At 59.0% G+C, this 15,655-nt stretch carries 13 protein-coding genes and 1 tRNA gene; 9 read left to right on the forward strand and 5 right to left on the reverse strand.

What is annotated here, in order from left to right:
- Positions 1-217: 217 nt before the first annotated feature.
- Together glmS and pyrF are read right to left on the reverse strand one after the other, a co-directional pair.
- The gene (gene glmS, locus FGF66_RS03705) at positions 218-2,062 is read right to left on the reverse strand and encodes a glutamine--fructose-6-phosphate transaminase (isomerizing) (RefSeq protein WP_139456359.1); all 1,845 of its coding nucleotides are present in this window, start codon (positions 2,060-2,062) and stop codon (positions 218-220) included.
- Positions 2,063-2,179: 117 nt separating this feature from the next.
- Positions 2,180-3,004, reverse strand: a complete 825-nt coding sequence (gene pyrF / locus FGF66_RS03710; protein WP_139456360.1) for an orotidine-5'-phosphate decarboxylase — start codon at positions 3,002-3,004, stop codon at positions 2,180-2,182.
- Between the two features lie 308 nt (positions 3,005-3,312).
- Here pyrF and ftsH point away from each other — a divergent pair, with 308 nt between their 5' ends.
- Together ftsH and FGF66_RS03720 are read left to right on the forward strand one after the other, a co-directional pair.
- Positions 3,313-5,433 (forward strand): ATP-dependent zinc metalloprotease FtsH, encoded by a 2,121-nt coding sequence (ftsH, locus tag FGF66_RS03715; protein ID WP_139456361.1) that lies wholly within the window; start codon positions 3,313-3,315, stop codon positions 5,431-5,433.
- Positions 5,430-5,717, forward strand: a complete 288-nt coding sequence (locus FGF66_RS03720) for an acylphosphatase (protein ID WP_139456362.1) — start codon at positions 5,430-5,432, stop codon at positions 5,715-5,717. The genes ftsH and FGF66_RS03720 overlap by 4 nt, the downstream gene beginning before the upstream one ends.
- A 39-nt stretch (positions 5,718-5,756) precedes the next feature.
- Here the strand turns inward: FGF66_RS03720 and FGF66_RS03725 are convergent.
- Positions 5,757-5,833: transfer RNA gene (locus FGF66_RS03725), tRNA-Val, on the reverse strand.
- 237 nt (positions 5,834-6,070) lie between these two features.
- Between FGF66_RS03725 and FGF66_RS03730 the strand changes: the two genes are divergently transcribed.
- The 7 genes from FGF66_RS03730 to FGF66_RS03760 all read left to right on the forward strand — a co-directional run bounded on the left by FGF66_RS03730 (position 6,071) and on the right by FGF66_RS03760 (position 13,097).
- A complete protein-coding gene (locus tag FGF66_RS03730) occupies positions 6,071-7,219 on the forward strand; it encodes a 1-deoxy-D-xylulose-5-phosphate reductoisomerase (RefSeq protein ID WP_139456363.1) in 1,149 nt (382 codons plus the stop codon).
- 45 nt (positions 7,220-7,264) lie between these two features.
- Positions 7,265-8,626, forward strand: a complete 1,362-nt coding sequence (rseP, locus tag FGF66_RS03735) for an RIP metalloprotease RseP (protein ID WP_139456364.1) — start codon at positions 7,265-7,267, stop codon at positions 8,624-8,626.
- A 21-nt stretch (positions 8,627-8,647) separates the two neighbouring features.
- Positions 8,648-9,721, forward strand: a complete 1,074-nt coding sequence (prfA, locus tag FGF66_RS03740) for a peptide chain release factor 1 (RefSeq protein WP_139456365.1) — start codon at positions 8,648-8,650, stop codon at positions 9,719-9,721.
- Between the two features lie 154 nt (positions 9,722-9,875).
- Positions 9,876-10,490 (forward strand): DUF1997 domain-containing protein, encoded by a 615-nt coding sequence (locus FGF66_RS03745; protein WP_139456366.1) that lies wholly within the window; start codon positions 9,876-9,878, stop codon positions 10,488-10,490.
- A gap of 35 nt (positions 10,491-10,525) precedes the next feature.
- Positions 10,526-11,560, forward strand: coding sequence for a potassium channel family protein (locus tag FGF66_RS03750; RefSeq protein WP_139456367.1), 1,035 nt, complete (start codon positions 10,526-10,528; stop codon positions 11,558-11,560).
- Positions 11,554-12,072 (forward strand): nitroreductase family protein, encoded by a 519-nt coding sequence (locus FGF66_RS03755; RefSeq protein WP_139456368.1) that lies wholly within the window; start codon positions 11,554-11,556, stop codon positions 12,070-12,072. Before FGF66_RS03750 ends, FGF66_RS03755 begins: the two co-directional genes overlap by 7 nt.
- Positions 12,073-12,086: 14 nt before the next feature.
- On the forward strand, positions 12,087-13,097 hold the full coding sequence (locus FGF66_RS03760; RefSeq protein WP_139456369.1) for an alpha/beta hydrolase: 1,011 nt from the start codon (positions 12,087-12,089) through the stop codon (positions 13,095-13,097).
- A gap of 562 nt (positions 13,098-13,659) precedes the next feature.
- Here the strand turns inward: FGF66_RS03760 and FGF66_RS03770 are convergent.
- Both FGF66_RS03770 and FGF66_RS03775 read right to left on the reverse strand, forming a co-directional pair.
- Positions 13,660-13,818 carry a hypothetical protein gene (locus tag FGF66_RS03770; protein ID WP_129052525.1) on the reverse strand — a complete coding sequence of 53 codons (159 nt, stop codon included), beginning with the start codon at positions 13,816-13,818 and terminating at the stop codon, positions 13,660-13,662.
- 52 nt (positions 13,819-13,870) lie between these two features.
- The gene (locus FGF66_RS03775) at positions 13,871-15,328 is read right to left on the reverse strand and encodes an NAD(P)/FAD-dependent oxidoreductase (protein WP_139456370.1); all 1,458 of its coding nucleotides are present in this window, start codon (positions 15,326-15,328) and stop codon (positions 13,871-13,873) included.
- Positions 15,329-15,655 lie beyond the last annotated feature (327 nt).

A 15,655-nucleotide genomic window follows, 5' to 3' on the forward strand; every position in this document is an offset into this window, starting at 1 on the left:
AGCAACTGTTCGACAGATAACCGGAAGAGACAAAGAAATAATTCCCGACCACCCGGATTACGGCAAGCCCGGTGCGCTCCGGCGACTGATCGCCAAAACAGAGTGTTTGATAATTTGGCGGAATGCTCTTTTCGGAGGAGAGTCAATCGGCGAGAAACAGGCCGCCATTTGCCCGGCTGATGCGGCAAATGGCGGCCTGCGGAAATGAGAGGAATCGCTACTCCACCGTCACCGATTTGGCGAGGTTGCGCGGACGATCGACGTTGCAGCCGCGAAGCGTGGCGACATGATAGGAGAGCAGTTGCAGCGGAATGACTGTCAGAAGCGGCAGCACTGCGGCGGAGGCCTGCGGAATGTAGATGACATCTTTGGTCAGCCGCTCGATCTCCCGATCGCCTTCGCTGGCGATAGCGATCACCCTTCCTTTGCGGCTGCGCACCTCCTCTATGTTGCTCAGAATCTTTGCGTAGGTATTGTCGCGCGTGGCAATCACGATCACCGGCATATCCTCGTCGATAAGGGCGATGGGCCCGTGCTTCATCTCGGCGGCCGGGTACCCCTCGGCGTGAATGTACGAAATCTCCTTGAGCTTCAGCGCGCCTTCGAGCGCCACCGGAAAGTTGTAGCCCCGGCCCAGGTAAAGCGCGTTGCGCGCATCCTTGAGCTTGACGGCCATCTCCTTGATGGCGTCGTTCTGCTCCAGAATCCGGGCAACCTTGTCGGGCACTTCCGCAAGCTCACGCAGGTTCAGGCGAATCTCCTCGTGTGAAATGGTGCGTCCCTTGCTCATGGCTATGGCGAGCATGAAGAGCACAATCACCTGGGCGGTGAACGCCTTGGTCGAAGCCACGCCCACCTCGGGGCCTGCGTGGGTGTACATGCCGCACAGCGTCTCGCGGGCAATGGTCGAGCCGACCACATTGCAGATGCCCATCACCATCGCCCCCTTCTCTTTGGCAAGCCTGAGCGCGGCCAAGGTATCGGCGGTTTCGCCCGACTGGGAGATCACGATCACCACGTCGTCGGATGAGACGATCGGGTTGCGGTACCTGAACTCCGAGGCATAATCGACCTCAACCGGAATGCGGGCGAACTCCTCGATCAGGTACTCGCCGATCAGGCCGGCGTGCCAGCTCGTGCCGCAGGCGCAGATCACGATCCGCTTGGCCTGCTTGAGGCGATCGAGGTAGTCGTGAATGCCGCCAAGATGCACCAACCCCTCCTCGACGCGCACACGGCCTCGCATGACGTCACGCATCACCTCGGGCTGCTCGAAAATCTCCTTGAGCATGAAGTGCTCGAAACCGCCCTTTTCGATCTTTTCGAGGCTGAAATCAAGTTCCGTCACCCTTTTTTGCTGCTCGACATTCTCGATCGTCTTGACCGTATAGTTGTCCCTGGTCACAACGGCCATCTCTCCATCCGACAGATAGACCACCTTGTTGGTGTGCTCGACGATGGGTGCGGCGTCGGAAGCGATGAAAAACTCACCGTCGCCGAGACCGATCACCAGAGGGCTGCCCTTGCGGGCCACCACAATCTTGTCCGGCTCGCGCGAGGAGACGACGCAGATCCCGTAGGCTCCATCGACATGCCGGAGCGCATGACGCACCGAACCTTCAAGGCCGAGCGCCGGATCGTTTTTCCAGATGCGGTCGATCAGGTGAACGAGCACCTCGGAATCGGTATCGCTTTCAAACTCATAGCCTTCGGCCATCAGCTCCTGCTTGAGCGTCGAATAGTTTTCGATGATGCCGTTGTGAATCAGGGCGATATCGCCGGAGACGTTCATGTGGGGATGGGCGTTCCTGTCGCTCGGATCGCCGTGAGTCGCCCAGCGGGTGTGAGCGATGCCGACCGTGGCGCCAACCATGACGGTGCCCGACACGTTCAGAAGCTCTTCGAGATTGCTGACGCTGCCCTTTTTCTTGAGCATCTTCATCGAGCCGTTCAGTACAGCCATGCCGGCCGAGTCATAACCGCGATACTCCAGGCGTTTCAAACCGTTCAACAGTAATGGAGCCGCCTCTCGCCTGCCTATATAACCAATGATCCCGCACATACATCCTCTCCTTTGGTAGCATTATTGCCTTTTACCAGCGCTTCGCACTCCTTTCCAGAAGGAGCGAAAAGGCTGCACCGTATTATTATCGCTCCAATATACTATATGCGTACAAATTTACAGTATCGCTTTTATATCATTATGCAACTTCGCTGCCTCGTGGCGCACCGCATCCTCAAACTCCTCGATGCTCCGAAAGTCGCCCGGCGGAAAAATGAGCGCCCGGCTCACGTTGACCACCGCGCCACCGCGATCCGGATCAGCGCCCTGATTGACCGCCTCCTGCATCGAGCCGCCCTGCGCACCAACGCCGGGAATCAGGAAAAACAGCTCCGGAGCCTCCTGCCGAAGTTCCTGCAAGAGGCCTGCCTTGGTGGCGCCGACAACGATTCCTGCGTTTCCGTTGCGCTGCCAGCTCCTGACCCTGTCGAGCACGGCGCGGTAGAGCGGGCGGCCATCATCGAGGATGCGCTCCTCGAAATCGGCGGAACCGGAATTTGAGGTGAGGCACAAGACAAACACAAGTTTGTCGTCATATTCAAAAAAGGGTTCGAGCGAATCGAAGCCCATGTAGGGAGCCACCGTGATGGCATCGAAAGGCCATGCTTCGAAAAAGGCCTTCGCGTACTGACGACTGGTATTGCCGATATCGGCGCGCTTGGCGTCCGCAATGCTCAGGCACTCCGGCGGCAGCGCCTGGAGCGTGTCGTCGAGATCGCGCATTCCGGAAAGTCCCCGCGATTCATAAAATGCGGTATTGACCTTGTAGGCTGCGGCATGAGCAGCGGTCGCCCGGATGACCGCCCGGTTGAACTCGAGAACCGGGCGCTCCATCGAACGGAAAATCGCGGGCATTTTCGACAGGTCACTGTCGAGACCGACGCAAAGCATCGACCGGAGCGAGGCGATCCTGCTGTTCGCCTTGTTTCTTGCTGAACTCATAGATGGCTAAAACACGAAAAATTATCAGATCAGATCACACATTGTTTTATAAATATAACTGTTGGCCCCGGATTGAAGAACATCGTTCGACCACTCCTGGCCGGATGCCCGCCGGGGCACAAGAAACTATTAGTCAAAAGAATATATTAATCCAACAGAGTTATGTATCTTGTGAGTCGGAGTAATATGGTGTATTATTTTCAAATTCTGGCCCCCGGAATTCTCTCCACCCTGAAAAGTTACCGCAAGTTTCGTGACTGAAAATCGGCAAAGATGTCGATGAATCTCTTTAATTATGAGCATACTCGATGGCAGACAACCCATTCAAGCTGAACAATCCCTATAAAAACGAGCCGGAAGACAACGGGTCGCGGAAGCCCCGTTTTTCAATATTCTACTACATAGCAGTCATTTTACTGATCATCGGCTTTCAGCTCGCATTCTTCTGGTCAGGCTCGACCCGCGAAATTGCCTACAGTGACTTTCGTAAACTGATCGACCAGAACCAGGTCGAATCGATCAGGCTCGCGCCGGAAAAAATCTATGTCCAGCTCAAGGCGGACTCTCTTTCCGCGGCGGCGAGCAAGCCTTCCGGGCAGAACACTCCCGCATTCCGGATGCCGGGCAAAGACTCATCGAAAAACGAGGTCGTCGTCAATCCCGTGCGCGACGAACAACTGATTCCGCTTCTTGAATCGAAAGGAATTCATTATGAAGCGACTCCGGGAAGCGGCTGGATCAGCGAATTGCTGCAATGGTTGCTGCCCTTCGGCCTGCTTATCGGCATCTATTTCTTCATGTTCCGCAGGATGGGCGGCCCCGGTTCGCAGTTCATGAATATCGGCAAAAACAAAGCCGCGCTTTATGAAAATCTCGACGAGCACACCCGCATCACCTTCAAGGATGTGGCCGGTCTGGACGAGGCCAAGGCCGAGGTGATGGAGGTGGTCGATTTCCTGAAAGACCCGAAAAAATATACCAAGCTTGGCGGCAAGCTCCCCAAGGGCGTGCTCCTCGTCGGCCCTCCCGGCACCGGCAAGACGCTGCTCGCCAAGGCGGTCGCGGGCGAGGCCGATGTGCCGTTCTTCAGCATCAGCGGCTCAGACTTCGTTGAAATGTTCGTCGGCGTCGGCGCGGCGCGAGTGCGCGACCTGTTCAAGTCGGCCAAGGAGAAAGCGCCGTGCATCATCTTCATTGACGAAATTGACGCGGTCGGCCGCAGCCGTGGCAAGGGCTTCATGATGGGCGCCAACGACGAGCGCGAAAACACGCTGAACCAGCTTCTGGTCGAGATGGACGGCTTCGCCACCGACAAAGGCGTGATCCTCATGGCCGCCACCAACCGCGCGGACGTGCTCGACACAGCGCTGCTCCGCCCTGGCCGCTTCGACCGCCAGATCGTCGTTGACCGGCCCGACCTGAAAGGGCGTATCGACATCTTCATGGTGCACACCAAGAACCTCTCGCTCTCGCCTGACGTGAACCTCAAGGCGCTCGCCTCGCAGACTCCCGGTTTCGCGGGCGCGGAGATCGCCAACGCGGCCAACGAGGCGGCTCTGCTCGCGTCGCGTCGCGGCAAGCAGAGCATCGAGATGAAGGATTTCGAGGACGCCATCGAGCGGGTCATCGCCGGTCTCGAAAAGAAGAACAAGGTGATCAACCCGCGCGAAAAGGAGATCGTGGCCTACCACGAAGCCGGTCACGCCATCGTGAGCTGGATGATGCCGGAAAACGACCCGGTGCAGAAAATCTCCATCGTGCCGCGTGGCGTCAGCGCCCTTGGCTACACGCTGAACATTCCGCTCGAAGACCGCTATCTGATGACCAGAAGCGAGCTTGTAGCGAGAATCTGCGGCCTGCTTGGCGGACGCATCGCCGAGGAGATCATTTTCGGCGAGATTTCGACCGGCGCGCAGAACGACCTCGAACGGGTAACGGAAATCGCCTACAACATGGTCGTGGTCTATGGCATGAGTGAAAAGGTCGGCTACCTCTCGTTCCTCGAAAGCAACAATCCCTACACCGGCGGGCCGAGCATCGACAAAAAGTATGGGGACGAAACCGCCAGAATGATCGACAATGAGGTCAAGGCGATTGTCGAAGCCGCCCGCAAGCAGGTGCACCAGATGCTTTCTGAGAACCGCGACAAGCTCGAAACGCTCGCCCGTGAGCTGCTCACCAAAGAGGTCGTGCAGTACTGCCAGATCGAGGCGATTCTCGGCAAGCGCTCGGCAGGCAAGTTCACCGAGCACCTCGCCCACGAATGCCACAACGGCGTCGATATGGCCACGCAGCAGCTCATCGCTGAAGCCGAACCGGCGGCGTCGCCTGCCGATTCAGGCGATGAGACGCCCGCAGACCCGGAGCGCAAGGAGCTGGAAGAGGCCGTCGAAAGACTCCGGCAGTCCAGAAATATTTCCCAGAATTGAGCGCAACGACGCAAAAGCGGGTTCACGTCATCATCAGCGGCTTGGTGCAGGGCGTTGGCTTCCGCATGTTCGTGCGGCGCGAAGCCTCCGCCCGTAGCCTTTCGGGATGGACGCGGAACCTGCCGGACGGCAAGGTCGAAATCGAAGCGCAGGGCAGCGCGGGGCTGGTGGATGAACTGCTCCGGCAATCCCGGATCGGCCCGGCCCGCGCCAGCGTCACCGCGTTCAAAGTGAAGGAAATAGAGGTCGATACCTCCGACAGCGGATTCCGCATCCTGACCTGAAAAGCTTCGGAAAAGCGAAGAGGGAAAAGAGAGGGAGAATGGTGGGTCCCGAGGGATTCGAACCCCCGACCTACTGGGTGTAAACCAGTCGCTCTAACCAGCTGAGCTAGAGACCCGTGAAAAAGGGTTGGCAGTATAACATATTTTCAAAAGATAACAAACAGAATCGGCCAATTACCCGCTGGGGCGGAAGGCGTTGTTTGTACAGCGTGCTGAAAAAGCATAAATTCAGGCCGTCGAATTCAGGTCGCCGCCCGGAAAAACGTGACGATCCCGCTCCGGTAAGCCGCGAGACGGGACAAAACAGTTTCAGCGGCGCTTTTTTCATCCCTCTTCACGCCAATGTCTTAACCATGAAATCCTTATCCATTCTCGGCAGTACCGGTTCCATTGGACTCAGCACGCTCGACGTCGTCCGGCGTCACCCCGAAAGGTTCTCGATCGAGGCCCTTGCCGAAGGCCACGATGTCGAAATGCTTCGCCAGCAGATCGATGAATTCAGGCCGTCGCTGGTCTCGGTGCGTGACGAGGCGTCGCGCGAACGCCTCAAGGGAATGCTCGGCGAGCACAAGCCCGAAATTCTCTGCGGCCTCGACGGAGCCGCCGATGTTGCCGCCGTCGATGGCGCGGACATGGTGGTTTCGGCCATCGTTGGCGCGGCTGGTCTGGTGCCGACCGTCCGGGCCATCGAAGCCGGAAAAGACATCGCGCTGGCCAACAAGGAGACGCTCGTCGTCGCCGGTCAGCTCGTCTCCGATCTCGTCAAAAAGCACAACGTCAAACTGCTGCCCGTGGACAGCGAACACTCGGCGATCTTCCAGTCGCTGGTCGGCCACCGCACCGAAGATATCGAACGCATCATCCTGACCGCATCGGGCGGCCCGTTCCGCAATACCCCCGCCGAGGAGCTGAAAAACGTCGGCCCGGAGCGAGCGCTCAAGCACCCGCAGTGGTCGATGGGCGCAAAAATCACCATCGACTCGGCGACGCTCATGAACAAGGGACTCGAAGTGATCGAGGCGCACTGGCTCTTCGACATGCCCGCCGAGAAGATCGGCGTGGTGGTGCACCCGCAAAGCATCATCCACTCGATGGTGGAGTACATCGACGGCTGCGTCATCGCTCAGCTCGGCGTACCCGACATGCGCGCCCCCATCGCCTACGCGCTGGCCTGGCCGGAGCGCTGCGAAACCGGCATCGGCAAGCTCGACCTCTCGAAAGTCGCCACGCTCACCTTCGAGGAACCCGACATGGAGCGCTTCCCGGCGCTGCGCCTGGCCTTCGACGCCCTCAAGGCCGGCCAGACCTACCCGGCAGTGCTGAACGCCGCCAACGAAATCGCCGTTGCCGCGTTCCTCGACAAAAAGATCGGCTTCACCGCCATTGCCGACACCGTGGACAAAACCATGCAGGCGCACGAAGCGTACACGCCAGTCACGCTCGAAGAGTACCTTCAGGCAGACCGCTGGGCGCGCGAAACGGCAAAACAGCTTATCGGATAATTCCGGGCAAAACATCAAGAAACAACCGGTCGAACCGCACTCATCATGGAGCTACTAAGCACGATTTTCTACTTCATCATCGCCATCTTCATTCTCGTCACGGCGCACGAATTCGGGCACTTCATCACGGCGAGAATTTTCGGGATGCGGGTTGACCGGTTCTTCATCGGCTTCGACTTCTGGGGCATCAGGCTCTGGCAGAAAAAGATCGGCGAAACCGAATATGGCATCGGAGCCTTTCCGATCGGCGGCTACGTCAAGATCGCCGGCATGATCGACGAAAGTATGGACACCGACCACGTCACCGAAGAGGTCAAGCCCTGGGAGTTCCGGGCCAAACCGGTCTGGCAGCGCCTCGTCGTGCTGGCTGGCGGCGTGGCGATGAACATGGCGCTGGCCGCGGCCATCTTCATCGGCATCACCGCCACGTTCGGTGAATCACGCACCGCCATCAGCACTCCGGCCTACATCGAGCCGAACTCGGTGTTCGCAGGGATGGGCATGAAGAGTGGCGACCGGCTGGTTGCCATCAACGGCCAGAAACTTCAATACTGGGAAGAGGCGCTCGCTCCCGAACAGCTCGCTTCGGGAAAACTGCAATACACCATCGAGAGGAACGGAGAGGTGCTGACGCTCACGGCTCCCAAAGACATTCTATCGAAGCTCAACGACAACCAGGCGCTCGGCATCAGGCCGACCATGCCGCCGGTCATCGACCAGGTGCTGGCGGGCGATCCCGCAGCCAAAGCGGGCATCTTGCCCGGTTCGCTCATTACCGCCATTGACGGCAAGCCTGTCAACGACTGGGGCGAGGTGGTCGATATCATCTCCAGAAGTGCGGGCAAAACGCTCGTCATCACAGGGATGCACCTGAAGGGTGCGTCAACCGAACCCTTGACTGCCGATCTCATCCGCAAAAACGGCGAGACCTTCACCACCAGGGCGGTGGCTAGCACCTCCGGCAAAATCGGCATCTCGCTCAAGCAAACCATCGAGAGCGAACGGATCAGACTTTCGGCTCCGCAAGCCATCTCGAGCGGCCTGAACCAGACCTGGAAAACCACCGTGCTCACCGTGCAGGGCTTCGGCAAAATCTTCAGCGGACAGGAGGACTTCCGCAAATCGGTCGGCGGCCCCATCAAAATCGCCAGGATCGCCAACCAGAGCGCCGAGCAGGGGCCGATCAGTTTCATATACTTCGTGGCCGTGCTCTCCATCTCGCTGGCCGTCATCAACATCCTGCCCATCCCGGCGCTCGACGGCGGCCAGTTTCTGCTCAACGCCATCGAAGGCGCCTTGGGCCGCGAAATTCCGTTCGAGATCAAGATGCGCATCCAGCAAGTCGGCATGATGATCCTGCTGGCGCTCTTCGCCTATTTCATGGTCAACGATCTCCTGAACCCCTGATTCCGGTTTCGCCCGTCGCTCATGTTTGACAAGCTTCAGTCCATCAAGGACAAATTCCAGACCATCGAGCAGCAGCTCTCCGATCCGGAGGTGGTCTCCGACCAGAATCGCTTCAGAAAGCTGAACAAGGAGTACAGCGGTCTCAAAGAGATCGTCCGGGCATACGACGATTGGAGCCGCGCGAAACGGCAGCTCAACGAGGCGCTCGCGATGCAGAAAAATGAGGAGGATCCGGAGATGCGCGCGCTCGTCGAACAGGAGGCCGCCGAACTTCAGGAGCACCTGCCGGAGCTTGAGCAGCAGCTCAAAATCCTGCTGCTGCCGAAAGACGAGGCCGACAGCCGCAACGCCATCATCGAAATCCGCGCCGGAACCGGCGGCGACGAAGCGGGCCTTTTCGCCGCCGACCTGGTGCGCATGTACCAGCGCTACGCCGAACGGCGGGGCTGGAGCTGCCAGACGCTCGACGTCAGCGAAGGCTCCGTGCCGGGCAGCCTCAAGGAGGCTGTGCTCGAAGTGAGCGGCCACGACGTCTATGGCATCCTCAAGTTCGAAAGCGGCGTACACCGTGTGCAGCGTGTGCCGGAAACCGAAACGCAGGGGCGCATCCACACCTCGGCGGCCAGCGTCGCCGTCTTGCCCGAAGCCGAGGAGGTGGACGTGGAAATCCGCAAGGATGACTTGCAGATGGACACCTTCCGCAGCGGCGGCAAGGGCGGCCAGAACGTCAACAAGGTCGAGACCGCCGTGCGCATCACCCACGTGCCGTCGGGCATCGTCGTGGCCTGCCAGGAGGAGCGCTCGCAGCTCCATAACCGCGAGCGCGCGATGAAAATGCTGCGCTCGAAGCTCTACGACATCCAGATCACCGAGCAGCAGAAAAGCCGCGCCGACCTGCGCCGCTCGATGGTGAGCACCGGCGACCGGAGCGCCAAAATCAGAACCTACAACTTTCCGCAGTCGCGCGTGACCGACCACCGCATCGGCTTCACCAGCCACGCCCTGCCGCAGTTCATGCAGGGCGAACTCGACCCGCTCATCGAAGCGCTGCGGATGCACGACCAGGCCGAGCGGTTGCAGGCCGAAACCGCCTGAGAGCGGCATCGGCGCAGTCCGGGCGATGTGCGAAATTTTGCCGGAGAGTCGCTATATTTTCAGGGTTCACGCCGATCAGTTGACCATTTTTACAACCAAAGGATATGAGATCGCTCATGCGCCGATAGTTCACGCATGAGCCGGAGACAACGATATGCTGGAAATGACCGCCACAGGCAAAAGCAAGGGTCAATGGGTATTTTACCGAAACTTCGACGATACGGTTGACTATCTTTCCGACCAACCGAGAATTCTGGCCTTCAACCCGTTCTGCCGCAAAGTCGAATCGCTCGACCAGGACGACGCGTATCGCTGGCACTTCAGGGTCACCGATCCGCAGAACAATCCGTTCGACGTTATCTTCAACATTCAGCAGGAGAGCGAAATTCTTGTCGATCTGCCCGACGAGGTCGCCTCGATGGACCCGGAGGAGATGAGCGACGAGATGATCCGCCAGTTCACGGTGGGCCGCAAAATTACCTGGCGCCCCTTGCCCGCAAGCAAGACATTCGCCATGCCTGAAAAGTACCTCTTCGAAGGCAAGGTTTCGGCCGAAATGCTGATTGCGCCAATGCAGCCAGAGCGGACGAGGGTCGATTTCGACCTCCGGGTCAACGTCAAATTTTTGCTTTACCCGGCATTCCGCATCGTGCCCGAGAAGGTTGTCCGCACCATGGTCAGCACCGGCATGACGGTGATCATGCAGACGGCGACGAACCACATGTTCCAGAAAATCTCGAAAGATTTCGGCAAAATCCGCAAGCTCTGAAATCGCTCCGATAAACGCCATGACGACCATCGCCATTGACTAAAGAGTCTCAACAGTTCTCCACCCTGCGCCGGTTCTGGGTCTTTTTTGTCAGTGTCGCGCTCCTGATACTCTCCGGCGCCTTCGGGTATATGTCCATCGAGCATATGACCCCGCTCGACGCGCTCTACATGACGATCATCACGGTGGCGACGGTCGGTTTCCACGAAGTCCATCCGCTCTCGGACGCCGGAAAGATCTTCACGATGGTGCTCATCGTCAGCGGCACCGGCCTCTTTTTCTTCACCCTGACCAACGTCGCCGTCTTCCTCCTCTCGGGCGAATGGCGGACGCACTGGGAAACTCAACGGAATGAACGCATGCTTCGGAAACTGAACGACCATTTCATCATCTGCGGATACGGCCGCCTGGGGGGAAGCGTCGCCGAAGAGCTCCGAACGAAGACGATTCCCTTCGTGGTGATCGACAACGCGATCGACAACGTGCTCCGCGCCCGTGACGAAGGGTTCCTGGCCATCAAGGGCAACGCCGCCGACGAAGAGGTGCTGGCCGATGCCGGGCTGCACCGCGCAAAGGGGCTGATCGCCGCCGCCGGCAACGACGCCGAAAACGTCTTCATCGTGCTGACCGCTCGCAACCTCAAGCCAAACCTCTACATCGTGGCGCGCGCGGACTGCGACGAGTCGGAGAGCAAGCTCCGCCGCGCGGGCGCCGAAAAGGTGGTGATGCTCTACCGCTCGGCGGGCAAGCGCATGGCCAATCTCCTGACCGAACCGGAACTCGAAGCGTACCTCGACGAGCTGAGCAACGCCAACAACCTCAATCTCAGAATTGCCCAGTACCTGGTGAGCGACAAGTCGCCGCTCGTCGGCAAATCCTTCCAGGAGGTCGATCTGTACAACAACCACCGCATCAACGTGGTCGGGTACAAACTTCCCGGCGGCGAGCTGCACACCACGCCGCGCCCGGCGGAGATCATCCAGAAAAACGGCACGATCATCGTCATCGGCCAGGGCGGCGATCTCGAAATGCTCAGCAAGCTGACCCTGGGCGAAGAGAAAAAATCATGATTCTGCACAACCTTGTCGAATCACGAAAAAGCGTCCGGGGCTACGACCCGAGTCGCCCGGTCGCGCCGGAAATCCTCGAACGGGTGCTCGACGCCGGGCGGCTCGCTCCGTCGGCAAAGAACCTCCAGCCGTGGAAGTTTCTCGTCGTCAGCTCGCCCGGGATGCTCGCGAAGCTCCGTCCATGCTACGAGCGCGACTGGTTCCAGGAAGCGCCGCACATTCTCGTCGTTACCGGCGACCGCGAGGCCGCGTGGGCGCGCCCGTCGGACGGATGGAACTCGCTCGAAACCGACCTCGGCATCGCGATGGATCACCTGATTCTGGCCGCGCACGACGAGGGGCTCGCCACCTGCTGGATTTCCGCCTTCGACCCGACGAAGCTGCGCGAAGCGCTCGGCCTCGGCCCCACCGAAGAGGTCTTCGCCATCACCCCGCTCGGCTACGCCTCCGCAGACGCGCAGACGCGCCCGAAAAGCCGCAAGCCGCTCGAAGAAGTCGTCCGCTACCTTTAAACCGGAAACACCCAATGACAAAGCGCCATGCCGCAGCCATCACCCTTTCGTTGCTGCTCACCATACCGGCAGCGCCAACGCTTCGGGCGAAGCCTTCCGCGATTCCTGTCTCCAGCGGCAACGTCGAAAGCGACGCGCTCCTGCCCGCCAGCATCCGGCTCGGCAACGTCATGGTGACGCCAGACATTGTTTATTCGACGCAGGCTGGCTACCGCCCGCTGCTGCTCGACCTCTACCGCCCCGGCGGCGAGACGTCGCGCCCGCTCGTCATTTTCCTCCACGGCGGAAGCTGGACGACCGGCTCCAGGCGCACCTCCGGCCACTTCGCCGACTTCCCCGCCGTACTCGCAACGCTGGCCGAACGCGGCTTCGCGGTCGCCTCGGTGGACTACCGGCTGAGCGGCGAGGCTCGCTTTCCGGCAGCGTTGCAGGACGTCAAAGCGGCCATCCGCTTCCTTCGGGCCAACGCAGAAAAGTACGGCATCGATCCGGATCGCGTCGCCGTCTGGGGCGCGTCCGCCGGAGCGCATCTTGCCGCCATGAGCGCATTTACGGGCGAAGATATGGAGTTCGATCCGCCCGGCGTGGAGAACGCCGGAGAGTCCGACCGCGTGCAGGCCTTCATCGGCTGGTACGGCCCATACGAACTGAGCAGCATGTTCCCGCAGGCCACAGCGCCGGACAGCTCGATCGACCCCAGCGGCCCGCTTCACTTTTTCGGATGCACCCGCGAAGGCTGTCCGCCCGGCGTGTTCACCAAGGCCAGCCCCATCAGTTACGTTGACGCCAACGACCCGCCAACCCTGCTCATCCACGGCAGCGCCGACACCACAGTCCCCGCCTCGCAATCCCGCGAGCTCGACAAACGCCTCAAAGCAGTGGGCGTCAACACGACGCTCATCGTCATCGACGGCGTCAGCCACGACTGGAGCGGCAAGGATGAACAAGCCACCGCCAAAGCCTCGCGCAAAGTCCTCGCCGCCACCTTCGACTGGCTGGAAAAAACGCTGCTGAAGGGCCAGTAGAGGGAAAAAACCAAACGGACGGAAGGGGCTGAACGGACGAGAAGGGAAAATGGAAACGGCAGCTACTTCTCTGAAACCGGGCATTGGTCATGCGCTCGCGGATGCCGCCCTGCTCGAGGAAATCGTTTTTCAAGGCCCACTCTTGCAACATTGGTCAGCTTCAGCTCCGTATCCTTTGATATTCCCGCAGCCATGCTTCCCTCGATGATGTTCTGCCTCCCGGAACGAGCCGCCATAAAAGCGCCGCGTAAAACAGACGGTTGCATCATAAACCATCTCGGACTTTTGATAAGAGAACAACCTGCGATATCTGGCGTAGGCATACATTTTTGTTATCCATTTCCGTCCCTTCAGTCTTTTTTGTCCCTTCCGTCCTTTCTGTCTTTAAGCTCTCAACCGACGTACGTAATCAACAGTCATTTGGCAATGCGAGGAGCGGGCGGAAACAATCTCGCACCGAGCCGTAGCTTCCCGCCGGGAAACGAAAAAGCCCCGGACGCTCGCGAATTTTAGCGGAGCGTCCGGGGCTTTTGCAGATTCCCGAAAATGCGCGAGGCGACGATCAGGAGTGGCCGCCTGCGACGATGCGGATCATCTTGATGTTCAGGATGAGAAACCTGAAGAGCTGCCACGGCACGAACTTGCGCCAGAAAAGCGTTGCCTTGTCGGGCACCGGCGGATAGGCTTCGTCGTAGTATGCCTTGAATTTATAGTTGCCCATTGGTCAATAACGTTAGGTTACAATGAATGTTACAGGTTGCGCTGATCGATCCTCACTCCGGAATGAGCCACCAGAACGGGTAGCCCTTCGCCTTGTGGAAGAAAAGGTAGTGCAGAATGAACTTCAGCCAGTGACCGGCCAGACCGGCTTCGCCGACCGAATAGGTCATGTCGCGACCCCACTCCGGATACTTCTCCCAGTCGGGCACGATGGGGAACACGGTCATCGATGCGCCGAGTCCGTCGAACGAGCCGAAGCCGCCCGACACGATGCAGGCCGCGCCCATGCGGGCCATCGAGGCCCGGTGGTGGTGCTCCTTGTGACCACCCTTGATCTGCTCGGAGATGTTGAGCGCAACGATCTTGCCGATAACGCCCGACGGCATTCCGGTGCGCGGCGGCGTCGGGAAAATCTGCCGGCCATTGGCGCTCGTCATGGGCTTGGAGATCGGGTGCGGCGGCGCGAAGGCGATGCCCGCGGCGTAAATGTTGCTGTACATCGGCGTCTGGTAGATGGTCGGCCAGTCGCCAGCGCTCCACTCGTCGAAGGATTTTGCCTTGTAATCGGCATCGACCTTCATGAACTTGTTCGGCAGGAACATCTTGTCGGTGATGTCGTTACCGCTCTTGTCGAAAGCGGTGAGGCCGACGCCGGAGAACGACGGAATGAGCATGGAGAAATCGAACTCCTGCGTCAGCATTTCGCCATCCAGCGTTTCATAATGCGCCACGCCCGGCTCCACCTTGAAAACGCCCGCGCGGCGAATCCACTTGATGCCGTATTCGGCAAGCAGCGATTCGGTGAAAATCTTCGTCGGAGTGATGTAACCGCCTCGCTTGATGAACGCGCCGCCCATGCCGAAATCGCCCAGCTCGTACTCGTTTGAAATCCAGGTAATCTCCGCCATGTGGCTGAGGCCGAGCGAGGCGATTTCGTGAGCGATATTCAGAATGTACTCGAAGGCCGCGCCCTGGCAGGTGGCCATCGCATGGCCGGTGCCAATGAGAAAGCGCTGCTTCTGACCGCTCTTCATCTTCTCGATGCTTTTCTGCAACTCCTCCCATGCGTGGGCCGCATGGCTGTACGTACAGACCGACATACTGTTCTTGTCGGGCCCGAGTCCTTCGGTGGCCTCGAAGTTCAGCTTCGGGCCGGTGGCGTTGACCAGGTAGTCGTAATCGACCGTCTCGGTGTAACCGGCGTACTCCTCGTCGGTGTATTCGATAGTGACGTAACCCTTGCTGGTGGAGGCGTCGCCTTCGGGATGAATCGACAGCGCCTTGGCCTGCTTGAAGTCGATGCCCCAGCGGTCATAGACCTTTTTGAGCTTGAAGCGCACATCGTCGATGGTCATCTGGCCCACGCCGACCCAGATGTTCGACGGAATCCACTGGTAATAGCTGTTGGGCGAAACCACCACCACTTCATGCTGCTTTCCAAGCTTTTTCTTGAGAAACGAAGCGCAGGTATGCCCCGAAACACCAGCTCCCAAAACGACAACTTTTGCCATAGAGCGTCAGAATTTTCAATTGTTAAACCAAATATACATCACAGGCAATCCTGTGCGCGCCGAAAAACAGATGCCGACGGCTATTCCACAGCACGGAAACCTGAATGAATACGCTGATAAATACGTGAAGACATGCCCGCGATCATGACACAATCATAATCCCAGAAAATTCCGGCAACGGCTGCCGGGCTGCGCAAACAAAAAGCGTGAACTGGATGCCGCGAATCATGCGTCTCAACTATAACCATATACTCATAATTAATCAAGCGTCAGTGCATTTTTACCATAAAAAAGAGCCATGACTTGACCGGAATCGATCCCGATTTC

Source organism: Chlorobaculum thiosulfatiphilum, assembly GCF_006265165.1.
GTDB lineage: Bacteria > Bacteroidota > Chlorobiia > Chlorobiales > Chlorobiaceae > Chlorobaculum > Chlorobaculum thiosulfatiphilum.

Bases quoted from the DNA above. Each gene is read 5' to 3' on its own strand.
- glmS (WP_139456359.1), bottom strand. From the start codon at position 2,062: ATGTGCGGGATCATTGGTTATATAGGCAGGCGAGAGGCGGCTCCATTA.
- pyrF (WP_139456360.1), bottom strand. From the start codon at position 3,004: ATGAGTTCAGCAAGAAACAAGGCGAACAGCAGGATCGCCTCGCTCCGG.
- FGF66_RS03775 (WP_139456370.1), bottom strand. From the start codon at position 15,328: ATGGCAAAAGTTGTCGTTTTGGGAGCTGGTGTTTCGGGGCATACCTGC.
- FGF66_RS03760 (WP_139456369.1), top strand. From the start codon at position 12,087: ATGACAAAGCGCCATGCCGCAGCCATCACCCTTTCGTTGCTGCTCACC.
- FGF66_RS03730 (WP_139456363.1), top strand. From the start codon at position 6,071: ATGAAATCCTTATCCATTCTCGGCAGTACCGGTTCCATTGGACTCAGC.
- rseP (WP_139456364.1), top strand. From the start codon at position 7,265: ATGGAGCTACTAAGCACGATTTTCTACTTCATCATCGCCATCTTCATT.
- prfA (WP_139456365.1), top strand. From the start codon at position 8,648: ATGTTTGACAAGCTTCAGTCCATCAAGGACAAATTCCAGACCATCGAG.
- FGF66_RS03770 (WP_129052525.1), bottom strand. From the start codon at position 13,818: ATGGGCAACTATAAATTCAAGGCATACTACGACGAAGCCTATCCGCCG.
- FGF66_RS03745 (WP_139456366.1), top strand. From the start codon at position 9,876: ATGCTGGAAATGACCGCCACAGGCAAAAGCAAGGGTCAATGGGTATTT.
- ftsH (WP_139456361.1), top strand. From the start codon at position 3,313: ATGGCAGACAACCCATTCAAGCTGAACAATCCCTATAAAAACGAGCCG.